The organism is Alloacidobacterium sp., assembly GCF_035631355.1.
GTDB lineage: Bacteria > Acidobacteriota > Terriglobia > Terriglobales > Acidobacteriaceae > Alloacidobacterium.
The window spans coordinates 1-16,160 of record NZ_DASQIX010000083.1; the positions used below are offsets into that span (position 1 = coordinate 1).

The window sequence follows — 16,160 nt, forward strand, 5'->3', positions numbered from 1 at the left end:
CTTGTGAACATCCAGTCCGATGTAATACATATCGTCTCTGAGGAGCCTCCGAGGTTGTTCTCTGAATCAGCTTGGGCGCTGAGTTCAGCTTCTTGTAACACCTCGCGCTCCTCTTCGACCTAGCATTCAAACAATACAGACATAACTCCTCGGTTGGACCGCGCTATCATCTTCGCAAGGTAGTGCATCAATGCCGTGCATTGAAACGAATGCGTAAAGTTGGAGTTCCGTGTAAACGGGTCTGGAAGCTGATGAGTTACGGCCTCTTGTAGCCCCTGGCTGCCCCTAGCTCATCTCCGAATTCAGATGAGGACAGCTAGACGCGCCGGAACGACGTAGACCTTGCGTCACGTCAGCCACAGGAAGGAACATGACCATGGGTTCTACCGCAGATTGGAAGAAAATCCTCGCGACGCTTGCACCTGCATTTTCTGAGCGGGCCGCCGCCTATGACAACAACGATGAATTTGTGGCCGAGAATTATGCGGAGATGCGTGCCGCGAAGGTGTTTTCGGTACTCGTGCCGAAAGAACTCGGAGGCGGTGGACTCCTCTATAGCGAGGCTTGCGCCCTGATTCGTGGCCTCGCCGTTTCCTGCGGCTCTACCGCGCTGGCCTTTTCGATGCATCAGCATGTAGTTGCCAGTGCTGTGTGGAATTACAGGAACGGGGAACCCGGAGAGACGCTTCTGCGAACCATTGCGGAGGGTGAAAAAGTTCTTGTAACCAGCGGTGCAGCTGACTGGCTCAGTTCCAGTGGTGTAATGACACGTTGCGAAGGCGGTTACTTATTTAACGGAAAGAAGTCCTTTGCAAGCAGTTGCGTAGCCGGCGACCTTCTCATCACAAGCGGGCGATACGACGATCCTGAGGCGGGTCGCCAAGTCCTGCACTTTTCTGTTCCGATGTCTGCCGGGGGAATCAGCATCGACCCGGTTTGGAAAACTATGGGGATGCGCGGGACAGGATCTCATACGGTCGTTCTGGATAACGTGTTCATCCCGGAGCAGACGATTACGCTACGGCGACCATGCGGCGAGTACCATCCCTTTTGGAATGTGAACCTGACGGTCGCGCTCCCAATGTTTTGCTCAGCATATGTCGGCATGGCAGAGGCTGCCGCAGGAAAGGCCCTGGCCATCTCGTCGGCCAAAGGCGATGACGGCGTGAACGCTCTGGTGATTGGAGAGATGCTTACCGACCTTACTACTGCGCAGATGGCTCTGCAAAGCTTGATCTCAAATGCAAACGAGCTCGATGTCGTGCCCGGAATCGAACACGCGAACCGCGCACTGATCCACAAGACAATCATCGCCCAGGCAGTCAAACGTGCCGTCGACAAAGCGCTTGAGGCAGTTGGCGGATCCGGCTATTTTCGCTCCATAGGCCTCGAAAGGATTCTGCGAGACACTCAGGCCGTAGAGTTCCATCCGATGACCGCCAAGAAGCAACATCGTTTCACTGGACGCCTGGCGATGGGATTGAACCCAATCATGCAGTAGACGCAGACATTGAGTTTTGAGCGGGAGGCCCAGAGCCAAAATGCGCAGTCCCCACCCACGTTGAGAAGTCTTTACAAGCGCTTCTGGTACCGAGCAGAGTCAACCAGCCTCGACTAACCGCGTCGCGGAATCTGAGGTGTCCAAGACAAATATCCGCAAGCGCCCTGAGATCTGCCGTCACTTCGAGGTCGATCCCAAATCCCGGGTCAAAGAGGCACACATCAACTTCAGGCCGGTTCAGAATAAGCCAGTAACGCCGCTTGGGCGCCTGGCGAAATTGAAAGAACACAACGACCCGGTGGTTCGGCAGGTTTTCTCTCCGAACCAGCTTGTGCAGAACCCACATGAGGAAGTCGGGGTCAAGGTGTTCGTCTCTGAGGTCGCGGCTTGACCACTTGAACCCCCATGTTCCCAGGGCCTCAATTACGGGCCCGAATTCCCGACCCGCTTCGGTGAGATGATACTCGGAGCCTCGTGCATTTGGGAGCGGCTTACGCTCGATAATCCCGACATAGGCCAGGGTGTCGAGACGCTGGCATAGCAGGTTACGGGATATACGTGGCACGCCCCTATGGATGTCAGCGAAGCGCCGGGCGCCGGACAACAATTCCCTCAGAATCAAGGGCGTCCAGCGCTCGGCGAAGACTTCTGAAGCCAGCGCCACAGGACAAAACTGGCCATAACCTTTCATTCGGTAGAGCATGATATCTTTCTTACGCCTCGGCAAGTCTATTTTTTGAACCGCCGGTCATCTTGCCTAGGAACGAAGAAGCGTTCAAGCGCCTGGCGCGCGACCTTCCGACCTAGTTCCGCGCCGACGATGGTCGAGTTGCGATAGTGCATTCCACCGTAGACTCGGGCGTCAAGGATATCGGTCAAAGCTTGGCTAAAATGGTCGTACGATCGGACCGGCTGAAGCAACCCGGGTGCTGGACTGGTCATGGTGAAATTCAAGCGATCGGAATGGAAATACGATCTGAGCACCTCGACAACCGAGCTACTGAAGCACCCATGCGCAGCAGGATACTCAGGATGGTTCGGCGTAATCACAACTCCGATCCATGTAGGATCTGCTGTCAGCGATGGGTTCCCGCCACCGGCGCGGATGGCTGTCACCGGCCGCCAGAAGCCGTACTGATATTTCGAGTCCCAACAAGCAATCAGAGCATCGGACGACACCGTCGATAGCATTGCGAACAGACGAGCCGCTTCGAGAACCGAAAGCTTCTGATCGCTTGCAATGCTGCGCCAGGTGCCATGCCACTGCAGCATCGGGTGGACGCCGGGGCCGCCAACGAATTCCGCAAGGTCGGTTTGGGCTGGCGTGCGAAGGCTGCCGGTGGCCCCACCATATGCCTTACTCTCAGAGTAGTCATGCAACCATACGTCGCTGTCGAGCGTGGGCGGCGGCGGGGCCTGGAACTGCGACGGACTGGTCATCGTCCATGGCGTCACAGCTCGGATCCAGGGCGTGGCGGGCGGCAGGAAACCAGGCGGTGTAGGCTGCCAGATGCCCGGCCCCGCCAGAGGCGGAATCCAGCCAGGGCCGGAATCCCTCCCATCGTCGGCTCTCAATTCGACAATACCGGCCGCGGTCTGCTGGCCTACATGAATGCCGTTGAGCTTTGCCCTGGTGTGTCCCGGGATAGCGCCAAGATAATCTGCAAGTTGCTGATCGAGCGCAGGTGCCTGAGCCGGATAGAGAGAAGCCAACACGTCGTGGGCTGCCGAAGCCACTGCTGCCTCTGTCAGCGCTGGGACCTGCACCTCCGGCTTGACCGCATAAGCAGTGTACGGATATCCACAAATGGCGTTTACTGCGTCGTACACTGCGGTCTGAACCATCGCCGTCTCGATGGAACCCTGTTGTGGTGACTTACCGCCTACAGTGACGATGCTGTTATCCGCCACTGCGCTCCAGAAGACAACCGCGTTTGTAATTTGCCCCGGGTGCTCTGCTTCGATATCGTTTTTGCATGACAAGCTGTCTTCGCTCTGGGCGCAAGCGACGCTCAAACTCAACATCGCCCAAAGAAAAGTCTTTCTGATCATCTTCGGTCTCATCGCCATATCCCTCCTGTCGACAATGTCGGAAGTCGCTTGAACCTGTAGAATTCAACGGCGACATCCATCCGAGACAGTACGGCAATCACTGTCCATGGGAAAGCCCTAAAAGTGAACCACCTTTGCTGGTGCGATGGAGGACACTGAGATGAACGCGGGCAAAGTCACGCATGTTCGCGTTTATGTGAACTGGCTGATCCGCGAGGCACCGTCGTATTGAAGCCGACGCCATAAATCCATCAGGACTTCTGCATTGCCAGTCAGCCCAAGCCCCGAGTCACCGGCAACTCGGAAATTACCGCCGGTGGCCCACTCAAGCTAGGCCTGCACGCCTTAGCACATCCACCAGAAAGTGCCTAACGTCAAGCGCACTGCGTCTTCCCTGTGCTACGCTTCGACCAGCTTGGCCAATTTTGAAAAAGCACCGGCAGAGGTTCAGGAGATCCTTTCCAAGCCGATTCAGCAGCTCGGCCTGAAGCTGGAAGGCTCTCCCCTCGAACGCTTTGTAGAGCAACTCTACAAAGAGATGGACGCCAAGGGGCTCTATAGGTTCCGCCCCAAGTGCTACCTCACTGATGAGTGGGGATGTCCGAACCTGGAGCCCGTCATCGGTATCCCGTTCTATTTGGCCGATCCGAAACTGCAGCGCCTTGAATCGGCGATGAACGACATCGAAGACTCGCGCCAGATCATGATGTATATGCGCCACGAGGCAGGCCACGCCTTCAATTACGCCTATGCGCTCTATAAAACGGAAGAATGGCGCAAGATCTTCGGACCGTTCCGGCGGCCTTACCGGGACAATTACAAACCGGTTCCCTTCTCGCGTGAGTTCGTGCGACACATGGAGGGCTGGTACGCACAAAAGCATCCCGACGAAGACTTCGCTGAGACGTTCGCGGTATGGCTCACGCCCCGCTCCAACTGGCGCAAGCGATACAAAGGCTGGGGCGCGATAAAGAAGCTTCTCTACATGGATCGTATTGGCCGCAAGCTCGGCGATGCCGACCCTGTGGTTTCACACGGTGATACAGATATCACCGTCGATGAAATGGATGTGACGGTTGGCGAGTTCTATCAGCGTGCGCTCGATCTGCAGCTTACCCCCGGCGAACTTCCTCTCGACACCGATCTGCGCGACATCTTCAACGTATCCAAGCGCCGCAGGAATAATGTTCGCCCGGCGGTCGATCTACTTCGTGAGAACCGCAAAGTCCTCATCGACAAGGTGAATTATTGGACGGGCGTTCAACGTCCTCTGGTCAAGAAGGTAGTGGAAACCATCGAAGAAAAGGTAAGGGATCTCGGCCTCCGTGCCGAAATAAAATCTGAAAGAGAATACTTAACCGAAGTCACTGTGTACGCGACCGCGCTGGCAATGAACTACATCACTCGGGGCAAGTTCATTCTGCCCTGATTGCTGCTTCACATCTGCCATCGGCCACTGATATGCGTTGCAGGGAAAAAGCAGTAGAGGCATTATGGCAAACCTGAAAGTAGCGATATTGCACGACGTCTGGGAAGAGGGGCCGCCTGAGCCTGAGCCGGAGCCGGTCAAGGCGCCGCGCGGCAAGACTGGCAAACGTCGCAGGAAAAAAGATCCGCTGCACGACCGCGAAGAGATTTTCGAGGCGTTGACAAAGCTCGGGCACGAACCTTCCTATCACGTCCTCGATGGCAAGAATCAATCGCTGCTAGCGCTCGCAAAGTGCGGTGCCGACCTCGTCTTCAACCTCACAGAGTCCTATGGCGGCGACGACACTATGGACAAGAACATCGCCGCATATCTGGACCTACTGCGCATCTCGTATACTGGCGGTGGCCCGCAGGCTCTCTATCTTGCCCAGGACAAGTCGATCGCAAAAAAGATTTTTGACTTTCACAAGATAAAGACCCCCGACTTTGCAACCTCCTATAAAGGCCGCACCGATCACTCGCACGATATCGAGTTCCCGCTCATTGTGAAACCTGTCTCCGAAGACGGATCCATCGGCATCGACAGCGGCTCCGTCGTTGACAGCGTGAAAGAGCTGATGGAGCGCATCCACTATATCCACGAGGAATTCGACAGCCCGGCGCTCATTGAGGAGTACATTGAAGGCCGCGAAATCTACACCGCCATTCTGGGCAACGATAACGCCGAGGTTCTTCCGCTGATTGAACTTGACCTCTCCAGGCTTCCTAAGGGAACCCCGCGGATCGCCTGTCACGATGTGAAGTTCGATCACGAGACCGAGGCCTACAAGGTGACAAAATCCGCGCCGGTCGAAGATCTCGACGAAGAGACCACGAAAAAACTTCAGGACACCGCGCTCGCCGCCTATCGCGCCCTCAAGCTGCGCGACTATGGCCGCATTGATATGCGCTTGAACAAGAAAGGCGAGGTGTACGTTATCGAAGCGAACCCAAATCCATGGCTCGCCAGCACCGCAGAATTCACCATGGCAGCCAAAAAGGCTGGCTACACGTACACGGACATGATCAATAAGATCGTGGAGCTGGCCCGCGCCCGATCAAGGTAGGTCAAAGAGAATTGCCGTCCGCATTGCTCCCGCATACTAATAGGCGATCCCGATATTGGCGACTCATTACCGCTTCATGGCGAAGATTCGTCAAACCTGCGGATTGCCGACCACTCAGACAAGTACTCAATGCAAGCGCGCTTGTCGGTACTAATCCGTCCAGTTTCCGAGAGCCGACTTTTGTGGAAGTCGGAGTGTTGCCATTGCCGCCCAGCTGCTTCCGTGGGGGCACTCCGTCAGTTAAACGCGTACCTCAACCAGCGCCCAACAAGCGACGGTGGCCTTGCGCCCCCAGGCCAGGGCCTCGTCCAAGTCAGCGGCTTCCAGCACCAAGAACCGCCACGTGCTCCTTGCTCTCCAGGTACGGCCGGTCAAGAGTCTGTCAGGCAGTGACGGATTATCACTGATTTGGGAACCCTGAATAACGTGTAAGCCGAAGCGAAAATGTAACGCTACTTGTTATATTTTTGGAGCCAGTCCGTTATCTCCTGCATGATGTTCAATCTCTGCTCCCATAATGTGGGGAAGTGTGGCGATCCCGGATAGGTCACCATGCGTACGGTCTTATCCCGAGCGGCAAGCATCTGGAAGAACTCGATACCTTGGAAAGTCGGTACACGCTGGTCAGCCTCGCCATGGAGAATCAGCAGGGGGGTAGCTACTTTGTCGGCGAAAGCGACCGCGGAGAATTTCCGGAAGGCTTCCGGGTTCTCGTCCGTCCAGCGGGCATCGTAGTCGATCTGTTGGATATCGCTGGTCCAAAGAAATGGCGCCCAGTCAGTAATACCTGCACCCTCAATCGCTGCTTTGTAGCGATTCGTTTGGGTCACGGTCCATGAGGTCATGAACCCTCCCGCACTCCATCCAAAAATTGCCAGCCGTGCGGGATCGGCCCATCCCTGAGCGACGGCATAGTCGGTAGCGCTGTCCACGTCCCTGTAGGCGCGGTCGCCGAAGTGCTGATAGATTGAGGCTAGAAAATCAGCGCCATAGCCAGTCGATCCACGGTATTCCGGCTGCAATACCACATAGCCCAGACCTGCAATGCTCCGTGCTAGTGGATCGAGTCCCAACTCATCATTGCCTTCCGGACCGCCATGCGGCAAGACCAGGAACGGATACTTCTGGCCCTCAACGTAACCTGCAGGAAACGTCGCAATACCTTCGAGGGGAATTCCCTCTTTGCTTTTCCACCGTACGACGCTCACTGGCCCTAGGTCCATTGCGCCAAGCTGTTCATCGCCTTCACGTGTGATTTTGCGCAGATGATCGCCTTCTGGTACAGCCACATTCCGAGCGTGTGTAGGATCGCCCACAGTAAGCGCCACCCGCTCGGTCGCAGACGTATATTCGGCACTGATCGGCACGCCGGAGAGCACTCCGTCGGCCCAGCGATACATCGGCTTCAACCCGCCATTTTGAAACTCATCCACTTCGTTTCGAACGCCGCGGTCCACCAGCACCCAGATATGTCCTCGCACATCACCTGCAAGCTGCAACGCCGTCCCGTCGAGCGTGGCCGTTCGATCCTCTGCGGTTCCTCCAGCAGCAGGCACAGTCCACACATGCTCGGGAGTCAGAACCGCAGACTTCGTGGAAAGAAACGCAATCTCTTGTCCTCTGTCGGTCCATCCGATACCGCTTGCAGAGTTGGGAATATCAGCCATGTGCCTTGCGCCGGATGCGCCGCATACATCTATAGCCGTGCTTACGTCGTGGTGGCCGATCCGGGGTAGTGATGAAAGGAGCGCGAGTGATGTCGCATCGGGATTCCATGCGATTTCAGAGATGCTCTTGAGGTTGCTGCACCACCACTGGCCACCTGTGCCGTCTACATTTACGACGTAAAGGCTGGATTGCTCAGGCTCCTGCACATGTCGCACATCCTCCAATGGATCTGGAAGGCGAGGATCAGCGATAATCGCAAAGTGCCTGCCGTCTGGAGAAGCCGCTACCGTGTCTGTGCCGCGGGGCAGCAAGACGACTGTGGAAGGTACGGCGGCGCCCTTGCCTTCGACTAGAGGAAATACGGCCAGTTGGCCTAGCTTGTTTACCTTCCATGTACCATAAAGACTCTTGCCATCGCTGGTAAAGCCCTTGGGAGAGAAATCATCTGACAAAGTGAGCTTCATTGCATGGCTGCCATCGGAGGACGTAGTCCACCACTCTTTATGCGTTGGTCCTGTGGCACCTCCGAAGTTCACCTGATACAGGATGGTTCCATCGGGAGACATTGCTGTAGCGCTGGCACTGCGGAGAGTTGCCCAGTCTTTGGCGGCGAAGGCGTGCCTGGCCGGGGTTTGCTGTGAGGTTGCTTCAGTCTGAGCCCATCCCGCGCCCGATGCTACTACCAGGGCTCCCAGCCATCCGCAAATAATTCCTGTCAGTCGCATGTGCTTACCTATGCTCCTTTGCTTAATGAATGTGCGAGGCTCTCAAATACCTCTAGGAGTGTAACGCGACCCACTAAAATCAATAACTAGACTTCGGTCTTCCCGAAAAGCTGGGTTGACGATCTTTCCAAGATAGACTCTGTGCTATAGATGGTACTGTCGTGCTTGAGGAGAACTTAGGCGACTTCGATGAGTGCATTGGCGATTTACCATTAAATGAATAATGGTGTGATGTTTCACGAAGTCTGACTCTACCACTTTAGCTATCTTTGAAGGTCAGTTCAGCCCAACACGGCGGACTAGATCCTGAAAGCGGGGGTCACCGCGCAAAGGATCATATGGGGGGAAGACCTTGAGGAATTTCAGGATACTGGATTTTTCCTGATAGGCGCGCTCAAACCACGCAAACGCTTCATCGTTATCGCCGAGCCCTACATAAGCATTCACAAAGACAGCTGCAGGGATGTACCCGGTCTGCTGGCGCTTCTTCAATTCTCCAAGTAACCGAAGCGCATCCGCGCGTCGCCCGGCATGGGCATACGCCCAGATCAGCGTACCGATCACCCCAGGGCTGCGGTCGGTAATGGAAGCTGCCTTTTCCAGCACGGTGATTGCCTCTTCGACTTGATGATTACAGATGAGCACAACCCCAAACGACCACAGGGCTCCTCCGTCGTCCGGCTTTAGCGCCAGATCATTTCGGAATTCACGGATTGCCTCGTCGTAACGATGGGCGTTGAACAGAGTCCATCCGATCGCGCCGGACCCTCCAAGAGGGTCAAGCTCGCTTCGACGGCGGGCCCAAACCAGCGCTTCCTCGATCCGTCCGTGGCACAAGAACCATTCATTCAGTCCGTCACTCGCCGCAGGGTCGTTGGGATTCAAATCGAACGCGCGCCTGAATTCAGCTTCGGCTTCGGACCACCGCCACAGGCTCATATACGTTTCGCCCAACAAGACGTGCGCTTCAGGTAGGTCAGGGTCCAATTCCAGCGCCTTTTGCGCGAGGCGGATCACCTTCGGACGGGTTTCGCCGGGGGGAGCGGCGCCGATGAAGAATGTACCCAGTCTGTCGTATCCTCTTGCCAGGCCGACGTAAGCCGGCGCAAATGTCGGGTCCCTTTTGATAGCTTCTTCAAAGTATGCGATTCTCGTTTCGAAGTCGGCCCGGTTGTTGCCTGCGGTGGAGAGGCCTTTGAGATAGACCTCGTACACTTCCGGCGAGACAGGACGCGCCACGGCGAGCCTTGCACGCTCATCCCCCGTAACTGTGACCTCCACTCTTCGTGCGATGGCTTGCGCAACCTCGCTCTCCAGCGTGAGGGCGTCGCCCAGTTCGCGGTCGTAGGTCTCGGACCAGAAGTGCTCGTCAGTCGATGCACGGATCAGCTGCGCGTGAACGCGAACCCTGCTGCCTTCGCGGATCACCGACCCTTCTACGAGGGCGTCCACTCCGAGCGTTTTTGCGATTTCCGGAGCCAGAAGTTTAGTGTCTTTGAATTGCATTACCGATGTACGGGAGATCACACGAAGGCCGCGGATCGTCGCCAGACGTCCGATCACTTCTTCAGTCATGCCGTCCGCGATATATTCCTGTGCCGGATCGCCGGAAAGGTTTTTCAGAGGTATTACTGCGAGGGACTTGATCTTGGGAACCTTTGCATCCGCCGCGCGCCTCCGGGTCAAGTAATAGCCCGCAACGGCGACGACTGCCAGCAAACACAAAACCCCAGCCCAAAGCCACTTTCGGACATACGAATGTCTGGGGGCGATTCCTGGAACGGTGATTTTTGCCGCCGCTTGAGTTTGTTTTTCGTCTTTCGAGCGCGGTCCCGGGGACGGCAAATGGCCATCGGGTTTCGATAGGAGATCAGGCCCGATCACAGAGCCAGTTGATGTCTCCGGGCTGGGTGTCTCTGTCGCGATTTCTTCGACGGGCCCGATGAAGCGATACCCCTGTCCGGTGACTGTTTGAATAAAGCGGGGACTCTCGGCATCATCCTTCAGCGCATGGCGAAGTTTTCGGATCGCGCCGCGGATGCTGTTGTCGGTATCGAGGAAAACACCACTGCCCCAAACCCTCGAGACGATTTCGTCGCGGGTGACAATCTCGCCCTTGTGCTCAATGAGCAGGATGAGGATCTCCAGTGGGATGCGCTCCAGCTTTACGGCATGAGGGCCGCGGCACAATCGCCGGAGACGGAGATCAAGTTCATAATCTTCGCCGAACCGGCTCGGTTGCTGCACCCGGACTGGGTCGGAGCCCATGACCCACCTCGCAGGTAAGTGAAAGGATTTTACAACACACTCGAAAATGCCAACGTAAGCACAAGAAATAGTTCCACTTGGCGCGACACAAATCATAACGCCGCGACACGCGCTTGGGTATGGACAACCATGCCCTCAACCGCAAGAATGCGGGCCAACACTGGCTGAAGGCAGTGGAAAAAGGAGGAAGCTCAATGGAGAGGACGCATGATTGTGCAAGGCCTGTTGGCTTGTTCATGTTGGCGGCAACGCTAGTGGTCGGGTCTGCCGCCGCAAAGGCCGATGCCGTTCTGGACTGGAATGAAATTGCGGTCAACACAGCCATCGCGAACGGACAGAACCCATTCTCTCAGGCGCGAACTGCGGCGATTGTCCAGCTAGCGGTCTTTGAAGCCGTCAACGCCATCAGGGGCGACTACCAACCGTATCTTGGAACGATCGTCGCGCCACACGGCGCTTCGGCAGACGCAGCAGCCATCGAGGCCGCCTATCACGTGCTCATCACGTATTTCCCTGGCAGCGCGGCGACGCTCAATCCGGCTCTCATGAACTCGCTGGCTTCGATTCCCGACGGCGACGCTAAGAATAAAGGCGTAGCCACCGGCGACGCCGCGGCTGCTGCAATGATCACACTTCGCGCCAGCGACGGTTCATCGCCGGCACAATTCAAGGTACCTGGACCCGCGGTTCCGGGTGAATATCAGGCCACGCCGAGTTGTCCGATCATAAATGGAGTTGCAGTCGGAGCTTTCTTTCATTGGCAGAACGTAACACCATTTGGCATCCTGCGTGCCAGCGACTATCTGCTTGGCCCACCGCCGGCGCTCACGAGCAACGCGTACGCCAAGACCTACAACGAGGTGATGACGGTTGGAAGCGCCGACAGCACGGAGCGGCCCCAGGATAGGGCTGAAGTCGTGCTCTTCTACGAGTTGTCCACGCCAACCCTAGTCTTGAATCAGGCCGCAAGGCAGGTCGCGCAACAACAGCAGCGTACGCTGGCGGAGAACGCCCGGGCCCTGGCGCTGATCAACATGGCGATCAGCGACAGCCTGGTCTCCGCGTTCTTCAACAAATACCACTACAACTTCTGGCGCCCCGAAACTGCGATCCGCGCAGGCGACACAGACGGCAACCCAAAGACCGAGGCCGATCCGAACTTTCTTCCTTTCATCGTGACTCCGTGTTTCCCTAGCTATCCCTCTAATCACGGCGCGGGGAGCAATGGGGGAGCTGAGGTGATGAGGCGCCTTTACGGCGAAGCCGGACATTCGATCACGGTATCGAACCCAGGCGCGTCAACCACTGTGCTGCACTACACCTCGTTCAAGCAGATTACCGACGACATCTCGGACGCGCGGGTTTATGGGGGGATCCATTTTCGAACCGACCAAGACGCGGGCGCGGTGTTGGGCCGGGCCGTTCGGCACAGCAGTCTATAAGAACAACCTGTGCCCCATGCACGGCAATGACTGATGCCGCGCACAAGAACGTCTCGTTTCGCATTATGCGCGCTGGTGATTGTGCGGTCAGGGTGGCCCGAAAAGGAGACCGCACGACACCCTATTCCGAAATGTGTTCTCAGTTGGCGCGAACAGGGGCAACCCACTCATCGAGCCACAAGAAGGTGAAACAGACGGCCCGATTTAATACTTGGCGATTACATATTAGTCGCACCGAAGAATCCGGGGATTGGAGTCACGCCCATTTTAACGAGGCGCAAGCGGCAGATGACACGCTCATCGCTTTCTTGATCGCTCACTGTTATTCAACAGGATGGTTCCAGAGCAGATGATCAACCAAATGCGGCAAATGTTTATTACATATCGGGGATAAGATGCACTATATGCGGTAGTATTCGGATTCCCTTCCTTGCCGGCGATCGACGCTACGTTCACAATACGCCCGTAGTTTTGACGCAACATATACGGAACAATTGCATGGCTACAAGATTCCGGGTAAACATGCCCATGACCTTGAGTTCCCATGCTTGGATCAATCCTCCTCAATCTGGACTGACTGTCGAGCCCGCAGCCGGCCGACTCACCCCACGCCCACTCATTCCCGGAACTAGCATTGGAACCTGTTCGCGATAGCGCGCATATTCTGGGTGCGCTTTCATCAGATCGTGCTCTTCCAGTTGGATTGCAATCAGGATGTACGCAGTGGTGATGACAGCGAAGAACAGGTGGGTGACCGTCATGGTGGGCGTGCACCAGAAGGCGAGAAGCCAGCCTACATACAGGGGGTGTCGAACGATGCGATAGAGAAACGGCGTCGAGAATCGGAGGCTCGACTCTGGCTGTCCGAGGAAATGTCTCCAAACTTGCCGCAGACCAAATAGATCAAAGTGACTGATCGCAAAAGTGGCCAACAGCACCAGAAGCCAGCCCGCGCCGAATCCCCCATAAAGCACCAGTCGTCCGACTACACTCTGGACGTTCCAGATGTTTCCTCCGAGAGGCCTCCACTGCCAAAAGAGGAGCAAGAGGGCTGCGCTGCTTGCCAGCACATAGGTGCTGCGCTCGATGGCAGCGGGGAGTATCCGAATGACGGCACGCTTGAAGACTGGCCGTGCCATCACACTATGCTGTAAAGCGAAGATCGCGAGTAGTCCCAGGTCAATTAGAAATGCAGATTGGAGCGAACCTGTCGATGCTGAATCCATGGACTTGGGAACCGCGAAGTTCCCTATGAATCCGACGGCGTACAGGAAAGTGGCGAGAAAGATCACGTAGCACATAGCTCCGTAGAGAAAAGTCAACACTCGATTTGTCATGCTGATGCAGCTCCTTTGAAATTGCGTGATTGCGTGGTTTGGGGCGCCACACTAGAATTGTGCGGGTCTGCAGCAGGACAAACTATGTTCAGGCGTCGGGAATTCTTGCCCGATCGTCCTGAGCGTGTGCATTGCTTTGCAGGTCTTCCGGAAATCTTTGCTGTCCATCCCGGAGGAAGCCAATGAACGCGTTTTCTGGAGTCCTGGCGGGGGTTCACACTGAGCGGGGCTTTTGTTTTTCAAAGCGCACTTTCCGCTCCATGGGGCTTTGTCGCTCCGCCTCTTTTTGCGCTGGCTCTCTTGCAGATGTCGAGGTGTTTCCCAATTTAGCTTCTAATCGGATGCGATGGAGAAGATCTCCTTCTGGTTGCCGGTTCCGTACTCAGCCTCTATTCACTGAGTCTGATCTCTTCGCCGGGCCCGTCGTATGCCCCGACCTCGATTGAGTGCGGAAACGCGCGGGAGGAACGGTGAACTCGCGCTTGAACGCCCGGTTGAAAGAGGCTTCAGACTCGTAGCCGACCTCGGATGCTATCTGAGCCACCGAATAACTGGTCGAAGTAAGCATCTGCGCTCCCAACTGAAGTCGCCAGCGCGTGAGGTACGCCATTGGAGGTTCTTTAAGATAATGTCGGAAGCGCTCCGCAAGAACCGAGCGTGACACTCCAGCTTCTGCTGCCAGGGCAGCAATGGTCCAAGGGTGCGCAGGATTTCGGTGCATGAGCGCCAGAGTCTTTCCGACTTCCAAGTCGCGGGCGCCAGCCAGCCAACCGGTTTGTTCTGCTGGAAGTTGCGCAATGTAGATACGCAGCGTCTCAACAAACAAAACCTCCGACAATTTGGCCAAGACCGCTTCTCCACCGGCGCGAGAAGCGTCCGTCTCATTTACCGAAAAGCGAATCGAGTCTTCCAGCCATCTTCCCGAGGCATCACCGCGAATACTGACCTTGAACACCGGTGGCAGGCCGCTGAGAAAAACCTGGCTTAACAGTGGCTCACACGCCATGAAGCCACACACGAACTTCGTAACTTCTCCTCCGCCACCTTGGCGCGATAGCTTCAACCCCTGAGAGAGAATTCGAGCCAGTTCCTTCACCATGTCCATGGCTTTCACCGCTGGCCCGTTCTCCAGGAAGTGCGCATCGCCATGGGGAAAGATCACAATGTCGCCTGCCTGGAGAATGATGCGCTGGCCATCTACCAACCGGGCAGAGGCACGCCCGCCCGTAACTAAGTGATAGATGATGACGTGCCTCGCGCCTGGCGCTACATAGGGCGCGACCGTGCTAGAGGGTGGCGAATAGAAACCCCATGGAGAAGAAAATTCTCCCTGGTAGAACAGAGCCCCCTGAAGTTTTACGACCTTCAGCACTTCGGAAAGCACGTCCATTTGTCCTCCCATGGGACGCCCGGCAAACGCTCCCGGACTCTGAGGCAAAGTCATCATACGACAAGCATGCGGCAATCAAAAAAGACGGACGCGCGGACAAGCAGGGGCGGCGGTGGAGACGCATAGTAGGTCTTGTTGAAGCCTTCGCAGAGGCGAAAACGCTTCAAGCGAATTCGAAATGCAGAAAGGGATGACCAATCGGCGATGTTGCATCGGTGAGCAAGTCACATCCGCTGGGCCGTGTCAGCCTTTTCCGCAATCGGAATTCTGACAAACATAAAGGAGGAAACATGAGCACCACTACAACCCCAGCAGAAATCGACAACCTGAAGGCACGACTAAAAGATACGTGGGCGGCAGGAGATTACGACCATTTCTCGCGCTATATGGAGCAAGGCGCCCGCATCTTCTACGAACAACTTAATGTGCCTGCTGGATGTCAACTGCTCGACGTGGCTTGCGGCTCGGGTCAGGTCGCATTGTGGGCGGCGCGGGATGGAGCGCACGTAACTGGCGTAGACATCGCGCCGAATCTGGTGAAGCGTGCTCAAGCGCGCGCCAAGGCTGAAGGTCTCAATGTCTGTTTCATAGAAGGCGATGCCGAAGCGCTCCCCTTTGAAGACGCCAGTTTCGAGTTCGTGACCAGCCTGATCGGAGCGATGTTTGCCCCGCGGCCGGAACTGGTCGCCCGCGAGTTGCTGCGAGTGTGCAGTCCTGGGGGGACCATCGCAATGGGAAATTGGACCCGCGAAGGATTCGTGGGACAGATGTTCAAGACCTTCGCTAAATTCATCGCTCCGTCGGGCATGCCGGCTCCAGTGTTGTGGGGAGTTGAAAACATAGTGCGCGAGAGGCTGGGGCCCGGCGTCTCGGACCTTCAAATGGCGCGGCGATACTACAGCTTAACCTACCCCTTCCTGCCGGCTGACGTCGTGGAGTTCTTCCGCCAATACTATGGGCCCACGAATCGCGCATTCGCTTCGTTGGATGAATCCGCCGCGCGAAAGCTCCGCGAAGAACTTGAAGAGCTGTGGACGGCACACAATCGCGGAGGGAATGAGCTCACTGTGGTTGCAGCGGAGTATCTGGAGGTGGTTGCGATCCGTGCCTGAGTCCGGGGTCACAGTCTGAATCATCGGCCTTGAAACTGCCGTGGCCGCATTCGAGAGCACCTTCCGTCGTTCCGAAGAAGTACCGCTCAGTTGCGGCCCATGGTTCAGAAGAATGCAAGTTTTCAAATCAC

The 16,160-nt window shown here is 56.3% G+C and carries 12 protein-coding genes; 5 read left to right on the forward strand and 7 right to left on the reverse strand.

Translation table 11 applies throughout. From position 1 onward, the window contains the following. The first annotated feature begins 376 nt into the window (after nt 1-376). On the forward strand, nt 377-1,501 hold the full coding sequence (locus VEV40_RS15080; RefSeq protein ID WP_324833479.1) for an acyl-CoA dehydrogenase family protein: 1,125 nt from the start codon (nt 377-379) through the stop codon (nt 1,499-1,501). Here the strand turns inward: VEV40_RS15080 and VEV40_RS15085 are convergent. Both VEV40_RS15085 and VEV40_RS15090 read right to left on the reverse strand, forming a co-directional pair. Next, nucleotides 1,491-2,204 (reverse strand): helix-turn-helix domain-containing protein, encoded by a 714-nt coding sequence (locus tag VEV40_RS15085; RefSeq protein WP_324833481.1) that lies wholly within the window; start codon nt 2,202-2,204, stop codon nt 1,491-1,493. The two genes, VEV40_RS15080 and VEV40_RS15085, sit on opposite strands and share 11 nt — an antisense overlap. Nucleotides 2,205-2,230: 26 nt before the next feature. After that, nucleotides 2,231-3,553 carry a vanadium-dependent haloperoxidase gene (locus tag VEV40_RS15090; RefSeq protein ID WP_324833482.1) on the reverse strand — a complete coding sequence of 441 codons (1,323 nt, stop codon included), beginning with the start codon at nt 3,551-3,553 and terminating at the stop codon, nt 2,231-2,233. Between the two features lie 415 nt (nt 3,554-3,968). On the opposite strand from VEV40_RS15090, the gene VEV40_RS15095 reads away from it, so the two are divergent. Together VEV40_RS15095 and VEV40_RS15100 are read left to right on the forward strand one after the other, a co-directional pair. Beyond that, nucleotides 3,969-4,982: a putative zinc-binding metallopeptidase gene (locus VEV40_RS15095; RefSeq protein ID WP_324833484.1), complete on the forward strand. Its 1,014-nt coding sequence runs from the start codon at nt 3,969-3,971 to the stop codon at nt 4,980-4,982. A gap of 64 nt (nt 4,983-5,046) precedes the next feature. Further along, entirely contained in the window at nt 5,047-6,087 is a 1,041-nt protein-coding gene (locus VEV40_RS15100) for a D-alanine--D-alanine ligase family protein (RefSeq protein WP_324833486.1), read from the forward strand. A 452-nt stretch (nt 6,088-6,539) separates the two neighbouring features. Here the strand turns inward: VEV40_RS15100 and VEV40_RS15105 are convergent, their stop codons facing one another. Together VEV40_RS15105 and VEV40_RS15110 are read right to left on the reverse strand one after the other, a co-directional pair. Further along, the gene (locus VEV40_RS15105; RefSeq protein WP_324833488.1) at nt 6,540-8,480 is read right to left on the reverse strand and encodes a S9 family peptidase; all 1,941 of its coding nucleotides are present in this window, start codon (nt 8,478-8,480) and stop codon (nt 6,540-6,542) included. A gap of 276 nt (nt 8,481-8,756) precedes the next feature. After that, nucleotides 8,757-10,748: a tetratricopeptide repeat protein gene (locus tag VEV40_RS15110; RefSeq protein ID WP_324833490.1), complete on the reverse strand. Its 1,992-nt coding sequence runs from the start codon at nt 10,746-10,748 to the stop codon at nt 8,757-8,759. Between the two features lie 194 nt (nt 10,749-10,942). Between VEV40_RS15110 and VEV40_RS15115 the strand changes: the two genes are divergently transcribed. Beyond that, complete coding sequence (locus VEV40_RS15115) at nt 10,943-12,190, forward strand: vanadium-dependent haloperoxidase (protein WP_324833492.1); 1,248 nt, start codon at nt 10,943-10,945, stop codon at nt 12,188-12,190. 297 nt (nt 12,191-12,487) lie between these two features. On the opposite strand, the gene VEV40_RS15120 is transcribed toward VEV40_RS15115, so the two are convergent. The 3 genes from VEV40_RS15120 to VEV40_RS15130 form a co-directional block, all read right to left on the reverse strand. Further along, nucleotides 12,488-12,736 carry an SDR family NAD(P)-dependent oxidoreductase gene (locus tag VEV40_RS15120; protein ID WP_324833494.1) on the reverse strand — a complete coding sequence of 83 codons (249 nt, stop codon included), beginning with the start codon at nt 12,734-12,736 and terminating at the stop codon, nt 12,488-12,490. Between the two features lie 17 nt (nt 12,737-12,753). After that, nucleotides 12,754-13,527 carry a methanethiol S-methyltransferase gene (gene mddA / locus VEV40_RS15125; RefSeq protein ID WP_324833496.1) on the reverse strand — a complete coding sequence of 258 codons (774 nt, stop codon included), beginning with the start codon at nt 13,525-13,527 and terminating at the stop codon, nt 12,754-12,756. 382 nt (nt 13,528-13,909) lie between these two features. Next, nucleotides 13,910-14,974: an AraC family transcriptional regulator gene (locus VEV40_RS15130; protein WP_324833498.1), complete on the reverse strand. Its 1,065-nt coding sequence runs from the start codon at nt 14,972-14,974 to the stop codon at nt 13,910-13,912. Nucleotides 14,975-15,207: 233 nt separating this feature from the next. Between VEV40_RS15130 and VEV40_RS15135 the strand changes: the two genes are divergently transcribed. Beyond that, nucleotides 15,208-16,029, forward strand: a complete 822-nt coding sequence (locus tag VEV40_RS15135) for a class I SAM-dependent methyltransferase (protein WP_324833500.1) — start codon at nt 15,208-15,210, stop codon at nt 16,027-16,029. Nucleotides 16,030-16,160: the final 131 nt, after the last annotated feature.

Excerpts from the sequence above, each read along its gene's own strand:
- mddA (WP_324833496.1), bottom strand. The coding sequence starts at position 13,527 with ATGACAAATCGAGTGTTGACTTTTCTCTACGGAGCTATGTGCTACGTG.
- VEV40_RS15085 (WP_324833481.1), bottom strand. The coding sequence starts at position 2,204 with ATGCTCTACCGAATGAAAGGTTATGGCCAGTTTTGTCCTGTGGCGCTG.
- VEV40_RS15120 (WP_324833494.1), bottom strand. The coding sequence starts at position 12,736 with ATGGGAACTCAAGGTCATGGGCATGTTTACCCGGAATCTTGTAGCCAT.
- VEV40_RS15100 (WP_324833486.1), top strand. The coding sequence starts at position 5,047 with ATGGCAAACCTGAAAGTAGCGATATTGCACGACGTCTGGGAAGAGGGG.
- VEV40_RS15130 (WP_324833498.1), bottom strand. The coding sequence starts at position 14,974 with ATGATGACTTTGCCTCAGAGTCCGGGAGCGTTTGCCGGGCGTCCCATG.
- VEV40_RS15090 (WP_324833482.1), bottom strand. The coding sequence starts at position 3,553 with ATGATCAGAAAGACTTTTCTTTGGGCGATGTTGAGTTTGAGCGTCGCT.
- VEV40_RS15105 (WP_324833488.1), bottom strand. The coding sequence starts at position 8,480 with ATGCGACTGACAGGAATTATTTGCGGATGGCTGGGAGCCCTGGTAGTA.
- VEV40_RS15080 (WP_324833479.1), top strand. The coding sequence starts at position 377 with ATGGGTTCTACCGCAGATTGGAAGAAAATCCTCGCGACGCTTGCACCT.
- VEV40_RS15115 (WP_324833492.1), top strand. The coding sequence starts at position 10,943 with ATGGAGAGGACGCATGATTGTGCAAGGCCTGTTGGCTTGTTCATGTTG.
- VEV40_RS15110 (WP_324833490.1), bottom strand. The coding sequence starts at position 10,748 with ATGGGCTCCGACCCAGTCCGGGTGCAGCAACCGAGCCGGTTCGGCGAA.
- VEV40_RS15135 (WP_324833500.1), top strand. The coding sequence starts at position 15,208 with ATGAGCACCACTACAACCCCAGCAGAAATCGACAACCTGAAGGCACGA.